This is a genomic window from Kocuria sp. WRN011, from assembly GCF_002295155.1.
GTDB classification, from domain to species: domain Bacteria; phylum Actinomycetota; class Actinomycetes; order Actinomycetales; family Micrococcaceae; genus Kocuria; species Kocuria carniphila.
The window spans coordinates 1-23,625 of sequence record NZ_NSGI01000015.1; the positions used below are offsets into that span (position 1 = coordinate 1).

Consider the following 23,625-nt stretch of genomic DNA (forward strand, 5'->3'; position numbering starts at 1 on the left):
TATGGTTAAGCATTGTCGAGGTCCTTGGTGCGAGCAGAGGTAAGAGTCCGCTCATCATCGAGGACCTCGACGTCTATCCCCAGCTACCCCGCACCACCGGCGCGCCCACACTCAACTCTGAAGAGCCAGTAATCGCCACGTAGGAAGGACCCGAACTCATCGCCCAATGGAAAGTACACCCCTAGTTTGGTTCTCTCATTCTAGCTGCCTGGTGACTCCGCGCAGTGGTGACCTGCAGGGAATTCTCAATAGACATGGGCAAGTTGATGGCTGAAGGCGGACCACGAGCCTACCGTTGCGGCAAACCGCTACCGAGCCGCTGCTGTCCTCGGGTGCTATTGTGCGGCTGCTACAGATCAGCCAGGGTTAGAATTCTGGCTGATCCGGTGAGGCCCGAGTCCTGCAGTTTCTGTCTTGCTCTTTCCACATCCGCGGTGAACAGCACGACTGCTAGAGATTTCTCGGCGCGTGAAACGCAAACATAGAACAATCGCCGTGTGCGATCGACAACGGTAGCCAATCCTTCGGCTTGATTCTTGCGATCTGTGTTTGAGAGTTCTCGAAGGCCGAAGTACTTCTCGTAGGAGTAAAGGCTATACCGTCCTTCCTCGTCGTCTATGACAACGAGGACCTTGTCGAACTCCGAACCTTTCGTGCCGTGCTGAGTCGAATATGGAGAGCTTCGCTCGACATAGTTGCGGTAGTTTCGGATCTCGCTGATCCTGCAGTTCATCAGGTCGTTGAGCACCGAAGAAGTCGAATCAGATATCACCACATCGTTATGGTCACCGTCTGGATTCAGAAATACAGCGAGGCGAGGGTCCGGCTCGAGCAATCCTTCTGAGACTGCCAAGGTCAGTACAGCTCCAATTGAGCCGGGAGCGTCTTCTCTAGCAATTCGTCGTAGTTGGCAAGCAGCAGCTAGTCCCTTTGCGAGTGCTGCTTTCACCGACGAAGGGGGTAGGTCTTCCGCCAGCAACACCCCATGTTTGCGGATCGCCTCAATGGCTTTACCTTCATCTCCAGTTTCTGCGTCGATGACGGGCAGTACCACCTGGTCGAAAGCACGGAGCGGCCATGCCGTCCCCTCAATAAAGTCGTCGCCGAGCCGCGATTGATTATCGTTGAATGCTGCATACAGGCCCTCGAAGCCCAGCCGACGTGCAGCCATCCGATGAACGATTGTCAGGATCTTCGTCTCATCGTCCGGGCTGCTCTGAGTCCAACACCCACTGGCACCATTAGCGTCGAGCCACTCGCGTGCACGATCGAGATTGATTGTTCGGTCGGCGTCTGAAGGCAGTACGAAGAAGAACACTTCTCCATCGTTACGTTCTGATGGCGATCGCCCTGGCGTCTGTACAAGCGAATCGCCGTCTGCGCGGACAGCATTCACAACTTCCAGTACTCGATCCGAACTCCGAAAGTTTTCTGGTTTTGGTACCTGAATCCAACCTTCTTCCAGTTGGATCGCACCCGCTCCACGCTGGTAGATCTGCTGCATTGGATCACCGAAAAAGCCAAGACTAACCATTCCGTCTGAGGATGAGTAAATCTGCTTCAGACACTCCACGACGTTGGGAAAGGTGTCCTGGCTCTCGTCAACAAAGATGAACGGGAACTTCCTGGATGCAATCTTGGCTAGAAGCGGTCGAGTCATAAGGAGTTCAGGCGCAAGGGTTAACACATCTTCGTGCCCAAGTATCCCGTTGCCGTAGTCGCTGCCAGTACCATAAGTGAATCGTGGAACCTTGCCGATGCTGGCGCACTGCGACCGGTACTTCGATAGCTCGGCGGCGTCCTTTTCCTTCGTCTTAGCCTGCACTCGCGTTCCGTAACTCACAATCTTCTCTTCTAGATCACTTGTCTTCCTCTCGATATGCGTAGCGACCCATTGCTTGATGTCGGCTTGAAATGGCTTTATCAAAGTCCAGAGAAAGCTATGGATTGTGGAGACCAGCACTAACGGATCGTTGCCGACATCGATGTGAATTTCGCGCGCGGCTACTTCTGTGTATGTGATGCAAGCCACCTGTTGGGTTCGCGCTCTGAGCTCTGGTCCTTGCTCGGCCACTACATGGGCAAGGGCCTTCACGAGCGACGTCGTTTTTCCTGAGCCCGCGCCTGCCACGACGACAAATGCTGGTCGCACTTCCTGATCTAGAGCCGCTCGGATAGCTTCGTCAGCGTCAGTGTCCGGCTTGTCCACACGAGAGGTCATTCGTCAGACTCCGTTATAGTCGGCAGTGTTAGCAACTCCACTTTCGGATCAAGGCGTCGATGGAGCCAAAGTAGTCCATCAACTATGTAAGCCGGCGACGTCCAGGCTTGATCGCTCCTGGCAATGAGTTCAAGCGCAAACTTCGTCTTGTCAAAAGCCTTCGAGTTGACCTTCTTGAATATCTTCTGGTGAATCGCGCTGAGGTCGAGATCCCCCGTATTGCGGATCTTGAGACCGAGATCCTTCTGGTCGGCGTGCTGCGACCATTCAAGGTTCTGTAACGCAAATGCTTCCTCTAGTGTTCGGCCCGCAAGCTGCCCCTCGGCGTCTCCCCATGATGTTGGTCGACGAGTTTGATAGGCCACGCGCACACAACCATCATCTTGCACCTTCGCCGAATCAGGAAGATCAAGAAGATTCGTCACTGGGCCGACCTTTGGCAACCACTGCCGCAGCGTCTCGTTGCTCGTTACAGCGCCCTCGAACGTCGTGAGGCACGATCTTCCAGGTTTTTGCGCCGCTGGATCCAAATCGGCATCTTCAACGTCTTCATTGTCCTCCGCCTCGGTATCGCTCGCCGATTTAGGAGCGATGCTGTCGATGTCGGTTATAACCAAAGTCGGTATCTCAAGGAACGCGACGAGCTTTTCAAACTTATGGGCAAACGCTCCACCAACTTCGAGGATGGTGAGATGGCATCTCCGTAGGTCTTTCACATCCTTCTCGATAATGAGCGGAAGGAGCAGCCTTTCAACGTTTCCTTCAACCAGCACGACGCCGTCTGAGAAGAAGAGATCACAGTGCGTCAGTTTCAGATAACGCTGCAGGAACTCTCGAGTTTGCTTCTCTTCGTTGTCATAGAACGTCGACAGATTCTTCACTTCAGTACAGAGCGCGGACGCGCCCTTCGACTTGCGAGAGAAGTATCGGATAGGCTTGAAGTTGCTTTCGTAAAGAACGTGCGACGAGTGCGTCGTGATAACGAGTTGCGATTGAAATGCCGGATGGTCGCTTTTGACGAGATCAAAGATTTGATTCACGAACACCTGCTGCAGCTGAGCGTGCAAGTGTGCTTCGGGCTCTTCAATCATGATCAGGTGCACTGGCGGCCGTTGGCCTTCACTATCAATCCACCGTTGATGAAAATCAAGAATCTCCACAACCATGTATATGAGGTTCTTGAAGCCAAGTCCGTTGTACTGGTCAGGCAGTGTCATGGCTGATGATTCCGCCGGAGATCCGTCAGCGGTTGGAAGCGCATAATGAACTCGAGCATTTGAACTCAAAATACTTTGCGCATTGAGGGTCGCTTTCACGATCATGTCAGGATTGGCAATACCCGGGTAGCCCAGCCTCTTGAGGCTCTCAAGAGTAGGTTTGAAGACTTCGGCAAAGTGCGTATTGAGTGACTGCTCAGAATCAGCGATAGCGTTCACCGTGGTCAGGTCAATCTCGTGCTTCTCGAGGTTCCGCTCGTAGAAGCGGCTAAGTCGGGTCGACAGATCCTCATGGCGACCAGATCCGCTGGAATCAGAAAGATGACGTTGTGCATCAAGAAAGTCCACGCGGATTAGCGAGCCGATGAGTTCTTCGCCCTCTTTCGCTAACTCGATGCGGAATGGCCGATAGTCTCCGGCAGGCACGCCATTCAGGTCGCATTTCTCGGCATCGAGAACCGCGTACGTGACTTCGTACTCCTGCGTCAGAGTTCGCTGAAGGTAATCGGTTAGATCTGTCGGCCACATTGACTTGGCGCTTTTGTCCCCGCCGTCATCTATACGCGCTCGCGCCTCAACATAGTTCGCGAGCAACCGGGCTGGGTCTCGCGGCTGGTAAGACATGCGAACGCCTACTGGCCTACCATCCCAATCTAAGCTAGGCAGAATTCCCAATACTCGATGGAGATTTTGGTCATCAACTTCGAACCATAGATCGAGCACTATGCGCGGCAGGTCGTCGGCACCATCCGTGGAGGTAGGATCAATGGCGTTCAGTGTAGTCCAGCAATCCGCACTAAAGTCGAAGACTCGAAATTTGTGCTTGCCGGGATTTAAGAACAAGCGAAATATCTGGGTCGCTGAAGTCTTCCCGCTGTTGTTTGCTCCGACAAAAATGGACTCTGTTTCTTCCAAATCCACTCGGACGCTTTTCAGACGGCGAAAGTTTTCAACTCTAAATGTCTTCAAATACAAACTGAACCTCGATTCTATGTGTCTCCGATGTTACCCCGGACATTCCTCCGCATCGGTCACCTGTACCTACACCCCTATAGCAGCCAAGCTGATCTCCGTGTACTGAGGCCCCAAAGACCCGTAAAAGATTCGACCCCATATTCCGCGGATAGATGCCCATCGTCAGAATCACCCGCGCGGATGGATTGCCTGTTGTCGGTTCGTTGGGACTAAGGTCCACCGCTGTAGCGTTGCGAACCGGCTCGTGCAGCTTGAGCCTCATTTCTGAAAACGGGTCAAGCATGCTGTACTGAGAGGTTGCTTCAACGTGGGCGGTTTGACGCCCCCCCCACCTAAGACCCCCTGGAAGTCGACGCAAGCAAGGTGTGGTTGTCATCTCGCGAGCCTCAGCCACTGAATTCGGGTCTTCCCGCTCTGCAACAGCGCCCTACTTCGCGTACTCGTAGAACCCCGCGCCGGACTTGCGACCGAATTTGCCCTCGGCCACGAGCTGGGAGATGGACTCGTTGGGCTTGTCCTCCTCGGCCCCGGTTTCCTCGTAGGTGGCCTGAGCAATGAAGTCGATGACGTCCAGGCCCACCATATCCATCAGCTCGAACGGGCCCATGGGATGACCCAGTCCGTTGCGGATTGCGGCGTCAATGTCTTCCTTGGAGGCGTAGCCGTTCTCGTAGAGGAACAGGGACTCCTTGTTGATGGCGCCCATCACCCGGTTGGCAATGAACCCGGGAATCTCACGATTGATGAGCACCGGTTCCTTGCCCATGCGGCGAGCCAGTTCCATGGTGACGTCCACGGTGTTGTCGCTGGTGGACTCGTGACGAACCACTTCCACGCACTTCATGACCAGGGCGGGGTTGAAGAAGTGCATGTTGCACACCTGCTCCGCTCGCCCGCTGGCCTCGGCCACCTTGGACGAACCCAGGGTCGAGGAGTTGGTTGCGAGGATCGCGTGCTGCGGTACCAGGGAACCCAGGGACTCGAAGATGCCGCGCTTGATGTCCAGGCGCTCGGTAGCGGCTTCGATCACGAAATCCGCGTTGGCGGCCGCGCGCTCGAGGTCCGTTTCCCATGCCAGGTTGGCCAGAGCGGCGTCGGCGGTGGCTTGCTCGAGCTTGCCCTTGGCCACGCGGGACTCGGCCCAGCCGCGCATCTCGGCGGAGGCGGCGTCGAGCATGTCCTGGCTGATGTCCTGCACTGTGGTCTGGTACCCGGCGAGGGCTGCGGTCATCGCGATCTGGCGGCCCATGGCACCGGCGCCGATCACGGTGATCTTCTTGATGCTGTCGATGGTGATGCTCATGCGGAAGTCTCCCTCGAACTCGGACGCGGATTCGGACTCGGGCTTGAGCCCGGTCCTGAAACGGGGGCGCCCGCGACGAAAACCGCCGCGAGCGCCAGGTAGAACGTGTCGATCAGCGGAAGGCCGCTTCACCGGTGAGGTACTGGCCGAGGATGAGGGTGTGGACCTCGTCGGTGCCCTCGTAGGTGCGCACGGACTCCAAGTTGTTGGCGTGACGCAGCGGCGAGTAGTCCAGCGTGATGCCGTTGCCGCCCAAGATGGTGCGAGCCTCGCGGGCGATCGCGATGGCCTCGCGGCAGTTGTTGAGCTTGCCCACCGAGATCTGGTGATTCTGCAGTGTGCCGGCGTCCTTCATGCGGCCGATCTGCAGTGCGAGCAGGAAGCCCTTGTTGATCTCCAGCGCCATGTCCACGAGCTTCTGCTGGGTCATCTGGTAGCCGGCCAGGGGCTTGTCGAACTGCATGCGCTGCTTGGAGTAGTCCAGGGCAGCCTCGAACGAATCGCGAGCCGCGCCCATGGCGCCCCAGATGATGCCGTAGCGGGCTTCATTGAGGCACGAGAAGGGACCGCGCAGGCCCTTGGCCTCGGGGAGCATCGCACTGGCGGGCAGCCGAACGTCCATCAGTTCGATCTCACACTGGATGGACGCACGCATCGACAACTTGGGCTCGATGGGTGTGGCCTTGTAACCGGCGGTGTCGGTGGGCACCACGAAGCCACGGATCCCGTCATCGGTCTGCGCCCAGATCACGGCCACCTTGGCCACGTTGGCCAGGCCGATCCACCGCTTGGTGCCGTTGAGCACCCAGTCGTCACCGTCGCGCTTGGCGTTGGTGGTCATCGAGGACGGGTCCGAACCCGCGGTCGGCTCGGTCAGGCCGAAGCAACCAATTGCTTCACCGGCGGCCATCTGCGGCAGCCACTCCTGCTTCTGCTCCTCGGAACCCCACTTGTAAATGGCGCTCATGGCCAGCGAGCCCTGCACGGACACGAACGTGCGCAGGCCCGAATCTCCGGCCTCCAGCTCAGCACCGGCCAGACCGTACTCCACAGCCGAACGACCCGCGCAGCCGTAACCCTTGAGGTGCATGCCCAGCAGACCCAGCTTGGCCATCTCCGGCACGATCTCCAGAGGGAACTCGGCAGCCTCGAACCACTTGGCGATATTCGGCTTGATCTGCGCATTCACGAACTCGCGCACGTTTCCGCGCAGCTCGAGTTCCTCGGGGGTGAGCAGGGAATCGAAACTGATCAGATCCGAGGGATCCGCGGACAGCTCTGGGGTGGTCATGGTGCTCCTTTGCATCATTGCTCGTGCTAGTAGTGCCAGGGCCCGGGACAGACTGCCACCGCACCCATTGTGTATTTGTGACTCACGTTACGGGGACGACGCCGCTCGCGAAACCTCGCCGCGCCAGCCCCCTTTTTATTTCACTCGCCTAAGAAGTTCCCTTGAGCCATTCGATCACCGACTCGGTGTGTTCCCCGAGCTGCGGCGGGGCCGTGGTGGGTGATTCAAGCGGCGGGTTCCAGGTCACGGGGTGCCGGAATTGCCGGCCCACGGTCTGCCCGGAGGCGTCCTGGACATCAACGGTGGGTTCAAGCCCGAGGTCTTCGGCCAGTGCCACACCATCATCAATGCCGCCCACCTTGCCGGCTGGCAGCCCCGCGTCCGTGAGTACGTCCTCCCAGTGCTGGGCGGTATCACCCGAGAGGGCTTCTTCGAGCAGAGGAACCAGGATTTCGCGGTGGGCCACTCGGGCGGAATTGGTGGCGAATCGCTCGTCCTTAGCGAGGTCTGGCACGCCAAGAGCTCCGGCCATGCGGGCGAATTGACCATCATTGCCAATGGTCACCGCAAGAGGGCCGTCCGAGCACTGCAGCAACTGGTAGGGGACGATCGAGGGGTGATCGTTGCCCATGCGTGACGGGACTTTGCCCGCCCCCAGGTAGGCCTGCCCCTGGTTGACCAGCGCACCCTGCAAGCTGGAGAGCAAGTTGATCTCCAGGTGGGATCCGCGACCGTTGTTCCGCCGGCGAGCTTCCAACGCGGACAGCACTCCGATGGTCGTGTCCTTGGCACACAGCACGTCCACCAACGCCACGCCGGCTTTATACGGCGAGCCATCCGCTGGGCCGGTGATACTCATGAGCCCGCCCACGGCCTGCACCAGGAAGTCATAACCAGCCAGATTCCGTCCGCCGGCGGAGCCGAAACCGGAAATGGAGGCGTAGATCAGTCCCGGATTCTCATCCCGCAGGTCCTCGTAACCCAACCCCAGCTTGGCCAGCCCACCGGGTTTGAAGTTCTCGACCAACACATCGGCCTTGAGAGCCAGCTTCTTGGCGAGCGCCAGATCCTCCGGATCCGTGAGGTCCAGGGCTACGGACTCCTTGTTGCGGTTGGCGGACTCGAAGTATGTGGCTCCGGTGTCGGACCACGGCGGCCCCCAGCTGCGGGTGTCGTCGCCGGCACCGGGGCGTTCCACCTTGATGACTCGCGCGCCCAGATCCGCCAGCGTCATGGTGGCCAGCGGGCCCGCGAGTACTCGCGAGAAGTCTGCGACCAGAACGCCGTCGAGCGGGAGGGTTGTGCCGGTCGGGTTCTCGCCCTGGGCGTCGGCTGTCGTGCCGGACTGCTCCGGAGAAGCCTGTCCGAGATCAGTACGCGATGGATCTGGCTGCGCGGTCACTTCTGACCTGCCTCACGCACGCCGCACCAGCGGGCGATGTAGAGCGCGTAGATCTCGGTGCAGCGCTTCACGGATTCCAGGTTCACGCGTTCGTCCTTGCCGTGCAGGGTTTCCGCGAGGGGTCCGTACACCATGGAGGGGATCCCCTGGAACGTGCCGTAGACCCGGGAGTCCACGTACGCCGGCGACGGGTAGGACTCCAGCGGCGCACCGGTCACGGACGCATGAAGCTCCGACAGCAGCCCTTCTGCCTCCGTGCCCGGCTCCAGGATGTACTGATCGGAGAAGAAGCCGGACTTACTCACCGACACCTTGCCCTGGGACACCACGGGGTTCTCGCGGCAGGCGCGTTCAACGCACTCCTCGAGCTCCTGCCACGCCGCGGCAGAGCCCAGCGACGGCGGAACCGACACCCGCACCGTGAACGTGCAGCGGTCGGGCACCGAAGACGGCCACTCGCCCGCCTGCAGCACGCCGACGTTGAGATTGATGGGGTGCTCCAGATCCCCGAAGTTCGGATCCCCCACCGTGATCTGGTTCCACCTGTCCTCGAGCCCCCGCAGTTCACCGATCAGGGAGTACGCGGCATCCAGCGCATTGAATCCCTTGGCCATCTCGTGCGCGTGGGCGGCGGTTCCGGTGACGTCGACGTCGAACCAGATCACACCCAGATTGGCGCGCACCAAAGTCTCGGCAATGGGTTCGGAAATCAGCACAGCATCTGCGGTGTAGCCACGCTGCATGGCAGCTACGGTCCCGTTGCCAGTGCATTCTTCTTCCGGCACGGACTGCAGGTGCACACGGCCGGTGGGTTCCAGTCCGGCAGCCTGCAGCGCCTTGAACGCGAATAGGTTGGCCACCAACCCAGCCTTCATATCGCCGGCACCGCGGCCGTACATCCAGCCGTCCTCGATCCGGCCGTCCCACGGGCTGGTGGTCCACGTCTCCTCGCGGCCCTCGGGCACAACGTCAACGTGACCGTTGAGGATCAGGCTGCGAGCGCCGTCGGCGGGGGCGGAAGGTTCGTGCGTGCCCACGACCACAGGAGTGTTCGAGTAGTCCACGGTGACCGCGCCGGCGGCGGGGTGGGTCGCGAGTTCGGCGGCGTCCAGCGTCCACTGGTCGACGCTCAAGCCAGCGTCCTGGAAGGCCGCCGCCATCATGTCCTGAGCCGCGCGCTCCTCGGTGCGCCGTGAGGGCTCGGACACCAACCGCTGCAGGAACTCGACCTGCTGATCGAACGCTTCCGCGACCGCCTCACGAATTGCGGTTTCCTGAGCTTGCGTGGGTTGGGACACTGCGCCTCCTCATTGAGTTGTGTTTCACCACACACTCTATGACTCAGCGCGGACAGGCATAAACCGCTTTACCAACCCACGGCAAGCTCGCGCCCAGCACTCAGGCCAGCTCGCCCTTCGCCACCCGCGTCATCACGCCGCTCAGCATGTCCAGCCCAGAGAGCATGTCCTGGTCAGAGGTGAATTCGTACTCGTTGTGCGTGATGCCCTTGTGGGACGGCACGAACAGCATGACCGCGGGCATCACGTCCTTGACGTTGGTGGAATCATGGCCTGCCAGCGTCATGATCCGCGTGTATGGCAGCCCCAGTTCCTGCACAACCTGCTCGGTGAGCTCCACACCCTCCGGCGCGTAGTTCTTCACGTCCCAGGCGTTACGGCTCAGAGTTTCGATCTCCACATTCGCCTCCGACGCCGCTTTGGTGACCTCCTGCGCGAAGGCCGCGTCTGCGGCGTCGAGCCGGGCGGCATCCGGGCTGCGCAGGTCGATCAACAAGCGAGCCTCCCGAGCGACCGCGACGGGAGAATTGGGCAGGATCAGCAGCTCACCGCATGAGGTGATCACGTCGTGCTCCAGCGCGATCCGGCGCGCCGCAGCAATGAGCAGCGAGGCACCCAACAGCGCGTCCTTGCGATCCTCAATCAGCGTGGCACCGGTGTGGGACTGCTCGCCGGTCACCCGGAATTCGTACTTGCGCGCACCCCACGTGGCCTCCACCAGGCCAATGGTCTGGCCGTTCTCCTCCATCGACTTGCCCTGCTCGATGTGGATCTCCACGTATGCCGCGGCCTCGGGAATGCTCTCGGTTCCGCGCTGACCGAGTGCGTCGAGGGCGTCGCGCACGGTCATGCCGTCCACGTCCTCGATGTCCAGAGCCGTCTCGAGATCGAGCTTGCCCGTGTACACCAGACTGCCCATCATGGACGGCTTGAACCGGCAACCCTCCTCGTTGAACCAGTTCACGACGCACAGGTTGTACTTGAGCTCCAGCTCCCCCGCCGACGCCGCTCGGTACAGTTCCGCACACACTGTCGCCCCCGCGAGCACGCCGTATGCGCCGTCGAACCGGCCGGCCCTGGGCTGGGAATCGAGATGCGATCCGACCAGCACGTAGGGCGCACCGGGGTGGAGTTCGAACGTGCCGAACTGGTTACCGATCTCGTCGTAGTGCACCGTGGCACCGCGCGCGGCCAACCAGCCGGCGAACCACTGCCGGTTGAGACCGTCCGCTGCGGTGGCGGCCTGACGCTCAACCCCACCGGAGTCCAACCCGCCGTTGCGGGACATGAGCTGAAAATCGTGCAGGAATGCTTGATGCAGTGCGGACATGACCTCTCCAGGGATAGGAACCAGTTGCGGTCATCGTACGCATGGGGCGGCACGCGCTCAGCGAGCGGAACGGTTGTCGCCCCAGAGTTTCTCGGTGCCGCTGACCAGCAGGACACCGCAGCACATCCACACGGCCGCGGCGGGGCCCAACGGAGCAGCAACCACACCGGCGAGGAGCGGGAGCACCACCTGTCCCAGTCTGTTGCCCATGAGCCGGACGGCCAGGGCGGAGCCGCGCCAATTGGACGGCACGGACGTGGTGATCATGGTCATCGTCAACGGTTGCCCCAAACCCAGAAGGAAACCACCAATGGCCAAGAACACGGCCGTGATCCAGAAATGCTGAAACAACAAGGGCGGGATGATCAAGGTGATTCCAGCACCGAACAAGCACGTCAGCAGCAGTGCGCTCCGAGAAAAACGCCCTGACAACCACGGCAATAGCACTCGGGAGGCAATGGACGCCAAGCCTCTGACACCCAGCAGTACACCGACCACCGCGGGCGCCACGCCCGCTTCTTCACCAATGACCGGGAGGAACGCCGTGAGGATGTCCAGCATGGCCAGCAGGGACAGTGCAGCGAGCATGTGGGAGCCCACGCGGGGAACCTTGAGCACTCCGAACACCGTGGGCTTTTCCGCCGAGACCTGGCCCACCTGGCCGGTGCACGGCTGGCCGGGCCGCGACGTCGTCGATCTGGGTGGTGTGAACCGGAAGATCAAGAGCGGCACGGCGAAAAGCGACAGTGCGGTGCCTATCCACAGGGCCTGATTGACGTCAGCCAATCGTTCGGCAGAATCAACCCCGGCGCTCCGACCCACCAACCAGCCGCCCAATAAGGGGCCAATCATTTGCCCGGCGGAGAAGGCGGCGGTGAACCAGCCGAAGCCCTTGTCCAAATCACGGTCTGCGGCATAGCGGGCGATAGCGGCCTGTCCGCCAATGGTGAAACATAAGTGCCCCATGCCCAGCACCACGCTGGCGGCCACGATGGCCCATACCGTGGGAGAGGCTGCCAACAGTGCCCCACCGGCCACCAGCAACCCCACCCCGGCCAGCGTCAGGAGTTTCAATTGCGGGGCCCGATCCGAGTACCGACCGAGCCACACGGCGGTGAAAAGGGGAACCAGGGCGTAGGCGGCCGTGGTGAGGCCAATGGTCACGGAATCCGCGTGCAGCGCGAGCAGCTTGTAGGAGGTGACCGGGCGTAACAGGTTCACCGTGGACTGTGTGAGCACCGCGCAGGCCACCAAGAGCCACAGCCACACCGCTGAACCGGAACCGCGGGCGGAATCAGTCACGGGTACCCGCCCATTTGCTGCATTTGCCGGTTACGACACCCGGTCCGGTGACGATCAACCGCGGATCCGCTCCCTGATCCGACGCGCGAGCTGCGCGGCGCCGGCGGCCAGTTCCTCCGCGCGTTCGACGTCGGCGCTCAGCTCCTCCCGCGTGGCGGGGTCTTTGAGCGAGGCCAGGTTGGTCTCGATCGTTGCCACGGCCGTGGCAACGGCGGCCCGAATAGCCTCAGCGGCTGCGGCCACGTCGCTGAGAACATTGGGGTTGACCCACGTCTCCAGCTCACGGGTCAGTTCGAGCACCTCGGTGCCCACGTCCACGAGATCCCGTGGTGGCCGCGCGGCACCCACCGTGGCCTCCTGGATCGCACGGGACCGCTCGGACTGTTCCTGGTCCGAGTCCTTGGGCAGTGCGTACGCCGCGGAGAGAGCCCCGAAAGCTTCGGCGTCCGCATCGGCCAGGCGCAGGGCGGCTGGGATGAGCTCCTCAGCGCGCGCGGCCGCGTGCCGGGCATCGTCGGCGTACTCCGGGGCGGTGGTGTAGCGGGCGGACATGCCGACCAGAGCCGCACCCAACGCGAGTTGCAAGGCCGCGGCGGCACCGCCGCCCGGGGCGGGCTCGTCCGAGGCCATGCGCTCGACGTAGGCCCTGACGTTCTGCGAGTCGATCACGGTCGCTCCTCCGGGATACGGGTCGGGTACGGGCACGGCGGGACCCGAGGGTGGCCGCGGATGACGACATGAGTCTAGACGCTACGGACCGCCACCCGGGGGTTACCGCCCCGGCGCTCACGTCCCGCAGAAGGTGCGGTAGGGGCCGAAGTCCTCGGGTGCGGGGTCCGCGTAGCGTTGCAGCTCGGGACGATCGTCATAGGGGTGGGTCACGGCGTCCAGGAGCTGATCGAGCGGGCCCGTGTCGCCCTTCTCGGCGGCAGCGAGGGCCTCCTCGACCAGGTGGTTGCGAGGGATGTAGACGGGGTTGACCCGGTCCATGCGCTCCGCATCCGGACCCAAGGCGCGCCAGCGCTCGGCCCAGGCGTCGAAGGCCGCCGGATCCATGAACATGTCCCGGGCGGATCCGGCGTCACCGCGGGCCACCGCTCCGAGGCCCCGGAAGAACGAGGTGTAGTCCACGCGGTGCTCCCGCAACAGGGTGACCACTTCGTCGATCAGCGGAGCGGTGACCTCCCGATCGAGATGCTCTGGCAGGCCGAGCTTGTCCCGCATACCCGCCGACCACGCGTCGCTGTACTGCGCCCGGAACGCCCCGAGCGCCTCGCTCAGCCGGGACACGGCGTCGTCCTGGTCATCGCCCAGGAGCGGCAGGAGGGTCTCGCCGAAACGCGCGAGGTTCCACTCCGCGACGAACGGCTGATTGCCGTAGGCGTAGCGGCCGGCCTCATCGATGGAGCTGTACACCGCCCGCGGGTCGAAGGCGTCCATGAAGGCGCACGGCCCGTAGTCAATGGACTCCCCCGAGATGGTCATGTTGTCGGTGTTCATCACCCCGTGGACGAAACCCAGGAGCATCCACTGCGCGACCAGCTCCGCCTGCGCGGCGACCACCGCCTCGAACAATGCGAGGTAGGGGTGCTCCGCGCCGGCGGCGTGGGGGTAGTGCCGGTCGATCGCGTGGTCAGCGAGCCGGCGCAGCAGATCGACATTGCCCGTGGCCCGGGCGTACTGGAAGCTACCCACCCGCAAGTGGCTGCTCGCGACCCGCGCCAGCACGGCCCCGGGCAGCAAGGTGTCCCGGCGCACCTGTCGTCCGGTGCCGACGACGGCCAGGGAACGGGTCGTGGGGATCCCCAGCGCGTGCATGGCCTCACTGACAATGTATTCGCGCAGCATGGGCCCCACGGCGGCCAGCCCGTCACCGCCGCGCGAGAACGGCGTGGGACCGGAACCCTTGAGGTGGAGGTCCCGGAGCCGACCGGCGGTATCGGTGATCTCACCCAGCAGCAACGCGCGACCGTCACCGAGGCGCGGGGAGAACCCGCCGAACTGGTGCCCGGAGTACGCCTGCGCCACCGGGGCGGCACCCTGCGGGACGAGGTTCCCGACCAGGAGACGCAACCCGTCGGACGTACGCAGCCACGCCGGGTCCAGGCCCAGGTCAGCAGCCAGGGGTTCGTTGAGCACGAGCAGGCGCGCATCGGGCACCTCCTGGCCACGCCAGGGGACGGCCATCTCGTTGAGTTCCCGGGCGAACCGGTCATCGAGGACAACGGTGGGGTCGGGTGAAATGCTCACGCTTCCAGCTTACGCGCGCTCGTGAGCCGGGAAACGGACGGTCACACCCGTCAGTGCCGGTGAGAATGACCGTGAGCCTCGCTGGCCCCCTCGACTGCTGAGGCACCCCCCGAGATCGATCCTGTGATCCAGCTCATCATGCCCGCGGCAGCATCGAACTTCGGCTTGCGTTCTGCGTGGGACCACACGGTCTCCGGGCGGCGCTGCAGCAGGATCAGGTTTTTGCCTTCCGGCAACTCCTCATCGATGGCGAACTCGATGTCCTGGGGTGCCCCGCCGTGGACCTTTTCCAGGTTCTTGCCGTACCGGGCCAGCGCGACGACTTCCTCGTCGCTCAGGCACAACACGTCCCGGCGGTCCTCGGGCACGTCCTGGGGAGCGTCGCCGCGGCGGTACTCGATGTGCTTGTGCCCGGTCTCGCGCACCACGAAGTCCAAGGTGATCTTCTCCAACATGTAGCGGTCCGGGGTGACCTCCCCGCCCACCACCGACAGGCCCAGGCCCCAACTGGCCTCCAGGACGATCCGCGAACGGTCGCCGGTGGTGGGGCTCAGGGTGAACATGACGCCCGCGGCGCGGGCCCGAACGGTCTTCTGGACCACCACGGCCATCTCGATGTCGTGCGGGTCGATGCCCTTCTCGGCCAGGTAGGACAGCACCCGGCCGGAATAAATGCTGGCGTAACACTTCTGCACGTACTCCACCACGGCGTCCTCGCCCACGATGTCCACCCAGGTCTCGAATTCCCCGGCAAAACTGGCGTCCACGGAGTCCTCGGCGGTGGCACTGGAGCGCACGGCCACGGCAATGTCCTCCATCCCCGTGTCCGCGCAGAGCTGCCGGTAGGCCTGCCGGATGGGCTCGGCGATCTCCGCCGGCATCCCGACCGTTGTGATGCGCTCGGTGATGGTTTGCTCGACCTCGTCGAAGGCGGCCTGACCGGACTCGGGCGTCAGCGTGTCCAGGATCGAATTGGTGAAGTTTTCCAGTCCGGACTCCCGGCGATAACGCCGGTAGGCCGCGGCGGTCACGGCGAAACCCGGAGCCACGGGAAGGCCCTCGGCGGTCATCTCGGCCAGGCTGGCGGCCTTACCGCCCACCTGGCGGACGTCGGTGCAGTCGGGGTGGGTGAAATTCAACGTGTACATGGTGCGGTCCTTAGATTCGTGCAGTCCGGTGGCGCCCCGGGCCGCGAGGATTGCGGTGCTCATGGATCAGCCCTGGGGGGCGACGTCGACGGCGTCGACGAGGTCGGCGCGCTCGGTTTCGGTGTCCGCCCCGCCGTCCAGGAAGACGACGTTGCCGGTCTTGCCGTCGATCCGGACCCGCTGGCCGGTCTTGAGCCGGGCCGTGGCGTACCCGGTGCCGACCACGGCGGGAATGCCGTATTCGCGGCAGACGATCGCGGCGTGGCACATCATGCCGCCGATGTCCGTGATGACACCGCTGGCCACGGAGAAGGCCGCGGCCCAGGACGGAGCGGTGATGGGGGCCACCAGGATCTCGCCCGGCTGCAGCAGCGGCAGGTCCTTCTCCGAGCGCAGCACCCGGACCGTGCCCTCGACCACGCCGAGGGACCCGGGAATCCCGGCCAGCCCGTTCTCGTCCTGGTCGGCGCCCAACCAGTCCTTGATGCGCTCGGTGGTGACGCCGTAGTTCATCACAGCGAACGGGTCGGTGATCTGCTCCGGCGGGATTCCGTACGCGGGCGGGGCACTGACGGACTGCAGGGCCCCCATGATCGGCTTGCGCCGCTCGATCTCGGCCCGCCAGCGCTGCTTGCCGCGGATGTCCACGCCGATGGCCCAGGACTGCACCACGTCGGTCAGGGCCATGTCCACCTCGAAACGGTTGAGGTAGTAGAAGTCATCGGCCTGCTCGAGCAGGCCGGCCTCGACCAGCAGGTTGGCCAGCTCGCGGGTCTTCTTCCAGAACACGTTGTGGGACCAGTGCTCCACGTAGATGTTGTGTTCCTCGATGTAGGGGAACACCGTCCGGGCCAGGCCGAGGAGCTGGTCGAACTGCTGGGCCTCCTCGGCCGTCAGCAGCGCCCGGTACTCCCCGACGATCTCGTCACGCTCCTCGCGGAGGCGTTCGATCGGCCGGGAGATGTCCTCGCCGGCGGCGATCTTGTCCGCGTACTGAGAGATGGACCCCAGCGGAATGGACAGGTCGGTGTTCCAGGTGTCCTGGTCATGGGTGAAGCCGTACTCGGTGAAGTAGTTGAACCATGGGTCGCGGGCGGCGTCGAAGGCGGCCAGCCAGGTGCGCCCGTTCTCCGTGGACTCCAACTCGCTCCGCAGTGCCGCAGCCTTGAGCGCCCACTCCGTGCCGGCACCGCCATCACGGAGGGTCTGGACCAACTCCAGCTCCACGGCCAACTGGGCGAGCTTACGCAGCTCGTCGTCCGGGCGGAAGGCCAGCACGTCCACGCCGGCCACCATGCGGGAGATCGACTGGTCCGTGATCAACGGGAAGGCCTGCTTGCAGAACTGGAAGAAGGTGATGTACCCGCCGTAACCCAGGTTGAGGAACTCGAAGTGGTACTGCCAGACCGCGAAGAACTCGTCGATGAGTCGGTGGTAGTTCTCCAGCACGTCCATGGAGACGGAACGGCCGGTGGCCTCCTCCACCACCGAATCCGGGTCGTAGGCACCCAGAACGGGGAAGGAGATGGAATCCATCGTGGCGATGGCCCGCTCCATCTTCGTCTTCCACTTTCCGTAGAGCTCGTCCCAGTTGGCGTAGTAATAGCCGGCACGCTTCTGGAAGACCTCGGCACGTTCTTGGACCCGGACCGGATCGGTGATGCCCTGCGGGGCGATGTAGACGTAGCCATTGACCACGCGGACATCCATGCCCAGGGACACCGGCAGGGCGAAGATGCGGGTGGAGAACGTGCCCACCCCGTAATAGACGGCCTCGGCCCCAATGCTGTCGAAGGGGTGAGCGCCCCGGGACCAATGCATGGTGTCCGCGAACCAGAGCAACTTCTCCTCGTGCTCCTTGGTGTCTTCGGAGGGGACCAGGTAGTAGGGATACATCGATTCCCAGCCCTCCCCGCCCACGGGGACCTCGGCCTCGGAAAGGAACGGGAAGCGCTGCGGGGTGTTCTCGGCACTGCTCATGATCGGACTCCTTTGGAAGATGCGGGACTGCTCGGGGTGGCGAAAGTAGGGGTGAGACGGGCGAGTAGCTCGGCGACGTCGGCCAGGGCGACATCCGGGCGCTCGGCTCCTTTCAAGGTGCCCAGGCGGGCGGTGTCGGTGGCACCGGAGAGCACCAGCGCCGCGTTGGCGCCCATGACCCGGGCCAGCTCGATCTCGGCGAGGGCGTCGCCCACGATGGTGATGGCCTCCGCCGGCACGCCCAGCTGACGCTGCAGGGTTTCACCGAGGTACGGGGAGGGCTTGCCGAGCACGCGCGGCTGGACTCCGGTGGCCCAGGCGATGGCCGAGGCCATGACCGCGGAGACGGCCACGGACTTTCCCTGCCCGCCGTGGAACCAGGGGCTGGCCTGGGTCGAGTACAGGGGCGCCCCGGCGTCCACGGCCAGACAGGCGGCGTTGATCAGGTCGGTCGAGTACCCGCGGGCGGCACCCACCAGCACGACGTCGGCCGGCGGCCCGCCGGGCTCGGCAAGTTCCAGACCGTACCCGGCCAGCGGAACGGAGATCCCCTCGGCGCCAAGCGCCAGGACACGGGCGCCCGGGTGGTGGTGGGCAATGTACTCCGCGGCGGCGCTGCCGGCCGTCGTGAAGTCCTCATCGCGGGCGTTCAGGCCCATCTCACGCAGATGATTCGCGTAGTCCGCCGGGGTCTTTTCCGAGGCGTTGGTGCAGATGACCACGGAATGCCCGGCTTCGTAGAGCGCATCCAGCAACTCGATGGCCCCGGGCATCGGCACGCCCCCGGCGCCCCCGGCGCGGGTGGTACTCACGAGACAGCCGTCCACGTCCAGCATCCAGCCGCGGGAGGCGACCACGGCACCGGGGTTCGGAGCGAAGGTCGTTGGGCTCATGCCGTGGTCTCCGTTCGAGGGGCGTTGCGCTGGAGGGAGAAAGTGGTGGAACCGTCGCTGAGCGAGATCGACGTTGTCGGGGACGGCCCACCCACGCTGCTCAGCAGGGTCTTGAGAGTCCGGACCGGGGCGGTGCGCTGCGCGGCATACATCGAGTCCACCTGTTCGGAGGGCATGACCGCCCGCAACAGGAGCTCCTCATCCCCCAGGGTCTCCCCGAAGCGGTGCCGCAGATCCTTGAGCGTGACGGACTGGCCGTCGTCGACCCTCTGCCGCCCGCGCTCCGTGGCCAGCGCCCGGTCCTTCAACGACGGCTCCACCTCTCCCGGCAACGGGCCGAAGTCCCCGCGGATGAGATCGATGACCTCGTCGGCTACCTGCTTGTAGCGTTCCCCGGCCATGACGTTCAGGGTGGCCTGGGTGACGATGTACTGGGCGAAGGGCGTCATGACGATCGGCCAACCCAAATCCTGGCGCACCTGGACGGACTCCTCGATGACCGCGTCGTAGAGGTGCTCCTGGTGGATCTCGGCCAGCTGGCGCCGGGTGGTGGACTGCACCCCGCCGGGGATGTTGTGCCGGTAGAAGGCCTCGTCGTACTCGTTGGGGCGACCGACCGGCAGGTTCTTGATCTTTGCCTGGCGCTGCAGGTAGGCGCTGGCGGTGGCCATGGCCTCCAGGTCCACGTTCACCTCGTGGCCACGGGCCCGCAGGTTCGCCACCAGGCGCTGGGCTTCGGGGTGGGAGGCCCCGTTGGCCAGGGGCGGAAGTGCGCAGTGGATGGTGGGCACGCCGAGGTCCGCTGCTTCCAGCACCGTGAGGGGGGACAGGCCCGTGGTGGCGTGGGAGTGGATCTCCCGCAGCGGGTGGCGCTGCATGGCCTGTTGCAGCCCGGGCACGAGCTGGCGCACCCGGTCGATGGTGAGCAGCCCGGAGGGGTCCTTGAGGTAGAAACCGTCGATGTCGTCGGAGGCGTCCAGCTCGCGGGCCTTGGCCATGAAGTACTCGTCCGTGTGCACCGGGCTGGTGGTGTAACAAATCCCGCCAATGACTTCTTCGAAGCCCACGCGCTTGGCCATGGCGGCGATCTTCGCGGCGGACTCCATGTCGTGCATCGGGTCGATCACCCACATCTTGGTGATCCCATTGCGCGCCAGCACCGAGTACGCCAGCTCCAGGACGGCGTCGGGCGTGCGGTGGAAGGTGATGAACCGCTTGCCCGTGGTCAGGAAGCCGAGGGTCGTGTGCGGGGCGCGGTCCCGGGCGGCACGCAACCGCTCGAAGGGGTCCTCGCGGTGATAGCGCACAGCGGTGGCGAGGATGGTGCTGGTGGCCAACTCGATGGTGGTGTAGCCGACCCGGTCCAGGTCCGGGACGACGCCCTCGACCATTCGGGTGGTCACACCGGTTGCACCCCAGATGCTCTGGTTGCCGTCTCTCAAGGACACGTCGACGAGGCTGATCTCGCTCATGCGGACACCTCCTGCTGGTTCTGGTGGGCGTGGGTGAGTCGGGCGAGCTCGTGGTTGAGCCAGTGCGTGGTGACGGTGTTGTCCCGGAACTGCGGGTGGTCCAGGATGCGCCGCAACAGCGGCAGGGACGTGGTGACGCCCTCGATGACGAGGCGTTCCAGCACGTGCTTCATGCGCTCCACCGCCGCTGCCCGATCCGGAGCCCACACGATCTGCTTGCCCATCAGGGCGTCGTAGTAGGGCGGGAAGAGATAACCCTCGTAGATGTGCGAATCCATCCGCGCCCCGCCGACCGGCGGTGAGCTCCATCGGGTAACCCGGCCCGGGGAGGGCGCCAGGCCGCGCTCGGGGTCCTGCGCCGTGATGCGACATTCGACCGCGTGACCGGTCAGAGACACGTGCTCCTGTGTGATTTCAAGAGGCTCACCCAGGGCGGCGAGGATCTGTTCGCGGACCAGGTCCACGCCCGTGACGGCCTCGGTGACCGGATGCTCCACCTGCAGGCGAGGGTTGACCTCCAGGAAGGACAGCTCGTCACGGGTCACGTCGTACAGGAACTCCACGGTGCCAAGGCCCACGTAGTCCAGTGCTGCGGCGATTTTCAGGGCGCTTGCGTGCAGCAGTTCCCGCGTCGGTTGGGGCAGCGCCGCGCAGGGTGCCTCTTCGACGACCTTCTGGTAGCGGAACTGCACGGAGCATTCACGCTCACCGAGGTGCACCCGGTTCCCGTGCCGGTCGCCCAGGATCTGCACCTCCACGTGCTTGGCGTCCGTGACGAAACGCTCCAGGAACACCAGGCCGTTGCCGAAGGAAGACGCCGCCTCGGACGAGGCCAAATGCCAGGCGTCCTCAAGGTCCTCGGCGGATTCGACGAGCTTCATGCCGCGCCCTCCACCACCGTAGGCCGCCTTGACCAGGACGGGATAGCCGATCCGCTCGGCCAGCTCACGGACCTCCTCGGCGGATTCGGCGGTGCCGCCCGCCGAGACCGGGACGCCCACGGATTCGGCCAGCGCGCGGGCCGTGAGCTTGTCGCCCAGGGATTCCAGGGCCTGCGGGGAGGGGCCGATGAAGACGATGCCCTCCCCGGCGCACTTCCGGGCGAACTCGGGGTTCTCGGACAGGAACCCGTAGCCGGGGTGAACGGCCGTGCAGCCGGTGGAGACGGCTGCCTGCAGGACGGCGTCCATGTTCAGGTAGCTGTCCCCCGGACGGGGCCCACCCAGGACCACGGTGCGGCCGGCGCGGCGGGCCCCGAGGGTGTCCCGGTCGGCGGCCGAAACACCCAGCACGGTCTCGAAGCCCAGCCGGTCACAGGCCTCGATGATGCGGACGGCGATCTCACCACGGTTGGCGATGAAGATGCGCTGGTCCGGCCGGACCCCCTCCGCGCTGGAGGTGTTCACGGCGTTCATGCGGACACCTTCACGGCGAACAGGGGCTGGCCGAACTCCGCCAGCTCACCGTCCTGGAGGAAGACCGCGGCAACCTCGCCGCTGACACCGGCGGGCACGGAATTCATCAGCTTCATCACCTCGATGATGCACAAGGTGGTATCCGCAGCCACGGCGTCACCCACCCGGACGAAGGGTGCCGATCCGGGCTTGGGCGCACTGTAGAAGCTACCCAGCATGGGGGCGGTCACCGCCGCATAGCCCTCCGGGAGATTCTGCGGGTCCAGCCCGGTTCCCGGCGCCGACGCCGCATCCGGTGCGGCGGCCGGGGTGGCCGGAGCGGACGCAGGTTCGGGTGCCGGAGCCGGGGCGGGAGGAGCCGCCGGTGCGGCGAACGGTTCGATGCCTGCGCCGGATCCGCCCCGGCTGACGTGCAGGCGCAGGTCTCCGTGCTCGAAACGGAAGTCGGTGAACTCGGTCTGGTCCAGTTGTTCAATGATGGCCGCGAGTTCTTCGAGGTCGAAGTTCATCCGGGGACCGTCCTTCCAGGGTGCGCGTTGTTGGATGTGATTGGCATCACGTTGCGGCGACGCTATGCGGGGCGGCCGACACGGCGCCATGGTCTGGGTGGAGATTCCGTGGTGCGGAATCCAGGGCGGGCAACCGGAGCCGTCGGTATTCCGCAGGGAGGAACCTTTCCTCGTGACCTGGATCACGGGCGGCCCCCGTCAGTAGCGTCGCGGTGAACGTTTCCCAACCTTTGGAGCCTTACCCATGGACGTATTGCAGGACATCCGCCGATCTCGGATGACCCGATTCCAGGTCGTGGCCGTCACGGTCGCGCTGGTGATGATCCTTCTGGACGGCTTCGTCGTGGCCTCAATGGCCTACGCCGCACCGTCACTGAGTGCGCAGTGGGGCACGGAGCCGGTGATGCTCGGTTACCTTCTCAGCGCCAGCCTGTTCGGCATGGCCGCCGGTTCGATCTTCATCACCCCGATCGCGGACCTGATCGGCCGGCGATGGCTCGCCGTGGGGTCCATGTTCGTGATCGCGGTGGGGATGGGACTCTCCGCCCTGGCCACCGATGAGATCATGCTGCTGGTGTTCCGCCTGCTCACCGGCCTGGGCGTGGGCGGGATGATGGCCAACCTCAACGTCTTCGTGTCCGAAGATGCCTCCGATGCCCGCCGTGGGTCGATCATCGGCATTTACGCCGCCGGTTACCCCATCGGCGCGACCATCGGCGGGGTGGTGGCCGAGCCGCTGATCACCGCGTTCGGCTGGCAGGCGCTGTTCCTGGCCGGTGGTGTGCTGAGCGCCCTCATGTTCGTGATCGCTCTGCTCTTGCTGCCCGAGTCCCTGGACTTCTTGTTCGCCCGGCAGCCCAAGGGCGCCCTGGGCAAGGCCAATCGCATCCTGGCCCGAATGGACCGGCCCCCGCTCACTGCCCTGCCCGAGCTGCCGAAGACCGTGGAGTCCCGCAGCGGCATGGCCGAGATCTTCCACGGCACGGTGCGCTTTCGCACCTTCTTGCTGTGGATCGGTTATGCCTGCCTGATGGCCGCCTATTACTTCGCCAACACGTGGACCCCGCAGATCATCGCCGGTGCCTCCGGCGACGAAGGGCTCGGCATCCGGACCGGCACCCTGGCCAATCTGGGCGGAATCATTGGCTGCTTCATCTTCAGTGCCCTGGCCATCCGGTTCAAGTCCAACCGCCTGCTCTTCGGCGCCCTGGCCGGCGCCTACGTGCTGTTCGGCGTCGTGTTCTCACTGATACCGGTGGCCATGGGCACCGCGGTGCTACTGGGCATCCTGACGACGGCGGGTATCGCCGGGTTCTACGCCGTGGCCCCGGGCGTGTACACCGCCCGCGCCCGGGCCACCGGCATCGGCTGGATGATCGGCATCGGCCGCCTGGTCTCCATCGTTGCCCCCATCCTGGTCGGTTATCTCATCGACGGCGGCTGGGAACCCGCGACCATCTTCTACCTGTTCGCCGTTCCGCTGTTGGCCTCCGCCGCCTGTGTGGCCGCCCTGAGCATGTCACTACGCCGACAAGGCGCCGCGCTGCCCACGGCACCGACCGTTTCGGCCTAACCCCGCCCCACCACCCGCATTTGACGCCCCGACCGTGCCCGCCACC

Annotated in this window: 17 protein-coding genes; 1 reads left to right on the forward strand and 16 read right to left on the reverse strand. The window is 64.1% G+C overall.

Annotation, left to right across the window (positions count from 1 at the left end; genetic code table 11):
- Positions 1 to 349 precede the first annotated feature (349 nt).
- The 16 genes from CKW39_RS14970 to accB all read right to left on the reverse strand — a co-directional run bounded on the left by CKW39_RS14970 (position 350) and on the right by accB (position 22,006).
- A complete protein-coding gene (locus CKW39_RS14970) occupies positions 350 to 2,221 on the reverse strand; it encodes a UvrD-helicase domain-containing protein (RefSeq protein ID WP_095798925.1) in 1,872 nt (623 codons plus the stop codon).
- Entirely contained in the window at positions 2,218 to 4,413 is a 2,196-nt protein-coding gene (locus CKW39_RS14975) for an ATP-dependent endonuclease (protein WP_095798926.1), read from the reverse strand. Before CKW39_RS14975 ends, CKW39_RS14970 begins: the two co-directional genes overlap by 4 nt.
- A gap of 427 nt (positions 4,414 to 4,840) precedes the next feature.
- Entirely contained in the window at positions 4,841 to 5,716 is an 876-nt protein-coding gene (locus CKW39_RS14980; protein WP_173674349.1) for a 3-hydroxyacyl-CoA dehydrogenase family protein, read from the reverse strand.
- A 112-nt stretch (positions 5,717 to 5,828) separates the two neighbouring features.
- Positions 5,829 to 7,007 (reverse strand): acyl-CoA dehydrogenase family protein, encoded by a 1,179-nt coding sequence (locus CKW39_RS14985; protein WP_095798927.1) that lies wholly within the window; start codon positions 7,005 to 7,007, stop codon positions 5,829 to 5,831.
- A 148-nt stretch (positions 7,008 to 7,155) separates the two neighbouring features.
- The gene (locus CKW39_RS14990) at positions 7,156 to 8,286 is read right to left on the reverse strand and encodes a CaiB/BaiF CoA-transferase family protein (protein ID WP_254049467.1); all 1,131 of its coding nucleotides are present in this window, start codon (positions 8,284 to 8,286) and stop codon (positions 7,156 to 7,158) included.
- Between the two features lie 119 nt (positions 8,287 to 8,405).
- Entirely contained in the window at positions 8,406 to 9,707 is a 1,302-nt protein-coding gene (locus CKW39_RS14995) for an ArgE/DapE family deacylase (protein ID WP_095798929.1), read from the reverse strand.
- Between the two features lie 100 nt (positions 9,708 to 9,807).
- A complete protein-coding gene (locus CKW39_RS15000) occupies positions 9,808 to 11,037 on the reverse strand; it encodes a M20 family metallo-hydrolase (RefSeq protein ID WP_095798930.1) in 1,230 nt (409 codons plus the stop codon).
- 57 nt (positions 11,038 to 11,094) lie between these two features.
- Entirely contained in the window at positions 11,095 to 12,339 is a 1,245-nt protein-coding gene (locus tag CKW39_RS15005) for an MFS transporter (protein WP_254049466.1), read from the reverse strand.
- Positions 12,340 to 12,393: 54 nt separating this feature from the next.
- Entirely contained in the window at positions 12,394 to 13,008 is a 615-nt protein-coding gene (locus CKW39_RS15010; RefSeq protein WP_095798931.1) for a cyclodeaminase/cyclohydrolase family protein, read from the reverse strand.
- A 117-nt stretch (positions 13,009 to 13,125) separates the two neighbouring features.
- Positions 13,126 to 14,589 (reverse strand): YdiU family protein, encoded by a 1,464-nt coding sequence (locus CKW39_RS15015; protein WP_095798932.1) that lies wholly within the window; start codon positions 14,587 to 14,589, stop codon positions 13,126 to 13,128.
- A gap of 50 nt (positions 14,590 to 14,639) precedes the next feature.
- Positions 14,640 to 15,800 carry a PEP/pyruvate-binding domain-containing protein gene (locus CKW39_RS15020; protein ID WP_095798933.1) on the reverse strand — a complete coding sequence of 387 codons (1,161 nt, stop codon included), beginning with the start codon at positions 15,798 to 15,800 and terminating at the stop codon, positions 14,640 to 14,642.
- A gap of 3 nt (positions 15,801 to 15,803) precedes the next feature.
- Positions 15,804 to 17,717 carry a PEP-utilizing enzyme gene (locus CKW39_RS15025; protein ID WP_095798934.1) on the reverse strand — a complete coding sequence of 638 codons (1,914 nt, stop codon included), beginning with the start codon at positions 17,715 to 17,717 and terminating at the stop codon, positions 15,804 to 15,806.
- Positions 17,714 to 18,610, reverse strand: coding sequence for an HAD-IIA family hydrolase (locus CKW39_RS15030; RefSeq protein ID WP_095798935.1), 897 nt, complete (start codon positions 18,608 to 18,610; stop codon positions 17,714 to 17,716). The genes CKW39_RS15025 and CKW39_RS15030 overlap by 4 nt, the downstream gene beginning before the upstream one ends.
- Positions 18,607 to 20,082 carry a pyruvate/oxaloacetate carboxyltransferase gene (locus CKW39_RS15035; RefSeq protein ID WP_095798936.1) on the reverse strand — a complete coding sequence of 492 codons (1,476 nt, stop codon included), beginning with the start codon at positions 20,080 to 20,082 and terminating at the stop codon, positions 18,607 to 18,609. The genes CKW39_RS15030 and CKW39_RS15035 overlap by 4 nt, the downstream gene beginning before the upstream one ends.
- Positions 20,079 to 21,497, reverse strand: a complete 1,419-nt coding sequence (locus CKW39_RS15040; RefSeq protein WP_095798937.1) for an acetyl/propionyl/methylcrotonyl-CoA carboxylase subunit alpha — start codon at positions 21,495 to 21,497, stop codon at positions 20,079 to 20,081. The genes CKW39_RS15035 and CKW39_RS15040 overlap by 4 nt, the downstream gene beginning before the upstream one ends.
- A complete protein-coding gene (gene accB / locus CKW39_RS15045; protein ID WP_095798938.1) occupies positions 21,494 to 22,006 on the reverse strand; it encodes an acetyl-CoA carboxylase biotin carboxyl carrier protein in 513 nt (170 codons plus the stop codon). Before accB ends, CKW39_RS15040 begins: the two co-directional genes overlap by 4 nt.
- Before the next feature lie 244 nt (positions 22,007 to 22,250).
- Here accB and CKW39_RS15050 point away from each other — a divergent pair, with 244 nt between their 5' ends.
- Entirely contained in the window at positions 22,251 to 23,579 is a 1,329-nt protein-coding gene (locus CKW39_RS15050; protein ID WP_095798939.1) for an MFS transporter, read from the forward strand.
- Positions 23,580 to 23,625: the final 46 nt, after the last annotated feature.

Bases quoted from the DNA above. Each gene is read 5' to 3' on its own strand.
- CKW39_RS14970 (WP_095798925.1), bottom strand. From the start codon at position 2,221: ATGACCTCTCGTGTGGACAAGCCGGACACTGACGCTGACGAAGCTATC.
- CKW39_RS14980 (WP_173674349.1), bottom strand. From the start codon at position 5,716: ATGAGCATCACCATCGACAGCATCAAGAAGATCACCGTGATCGGCGCC.
- CKW39_RS14985 (WP_095798927.1), bottom strand. From the start codon at position 7,007: ATGACCACCCCAGAGCTGTCCGCGGATCCCTCGGATCTGATCAGTTTC.
- CKW39_RS15000 (WP_095798930.1), bottom strand. From the start codon at position 11,037: ATGTCCGCACTGCATCAAGCATTCCTGCACGATTTTCAGCTCATGTCC.
- CKW39_RS15020 (WP_095798933.1), bottom strand. From the start codon at position 15,800: ATGAGCACCGCAATCCTCGCGGCCCGGGGCGCCACCGGACTGCACGAA.
- CKW39_RS15025 (WP_095798934.1), bottom strand. From the start codon at position 17,717: ATGAGCAGTGCCGAGAACACCCCGCAGCGCTTCCCGTTCCTTTCCGAG.
- CKW39_RS15030 (WP_095798935.1), bottom strand. From the start codon at position 18,610: ATGAGCCCAACGACCTTCGCTCCGAACCCCGGTGCCGTGGTCGCCTCC.
- CKW39_RS15035 (WP_095798936.1), bottom strand. From the start codon at position 20,082: ATGAGCGAGATCAGCCTCGTCGACGTGTCCTTGAGAGACGGCAACCAG.
- CKW39_RS15040 (WP_095798937.1), bottom strand. From the start codon at position 21,497: ATGAACGCCGTGAACACCTCCAGCGCGGAGGGGGTCCGGCCGGACCAG.
- accB (WP_095798938.1), bottom strand. From the start codon at position 22,006: ATGAACTTCGACCTCGAAGAACTCGCGGCCATCATTGAACAACTGGAC.
- CKW39_RS15050 (WP_095798939.1), top strand. From the start codon at position 22,251: ATGGACGTATTGCAGGACATCCGCCGATCTCGGATGACCCGATTCCAG.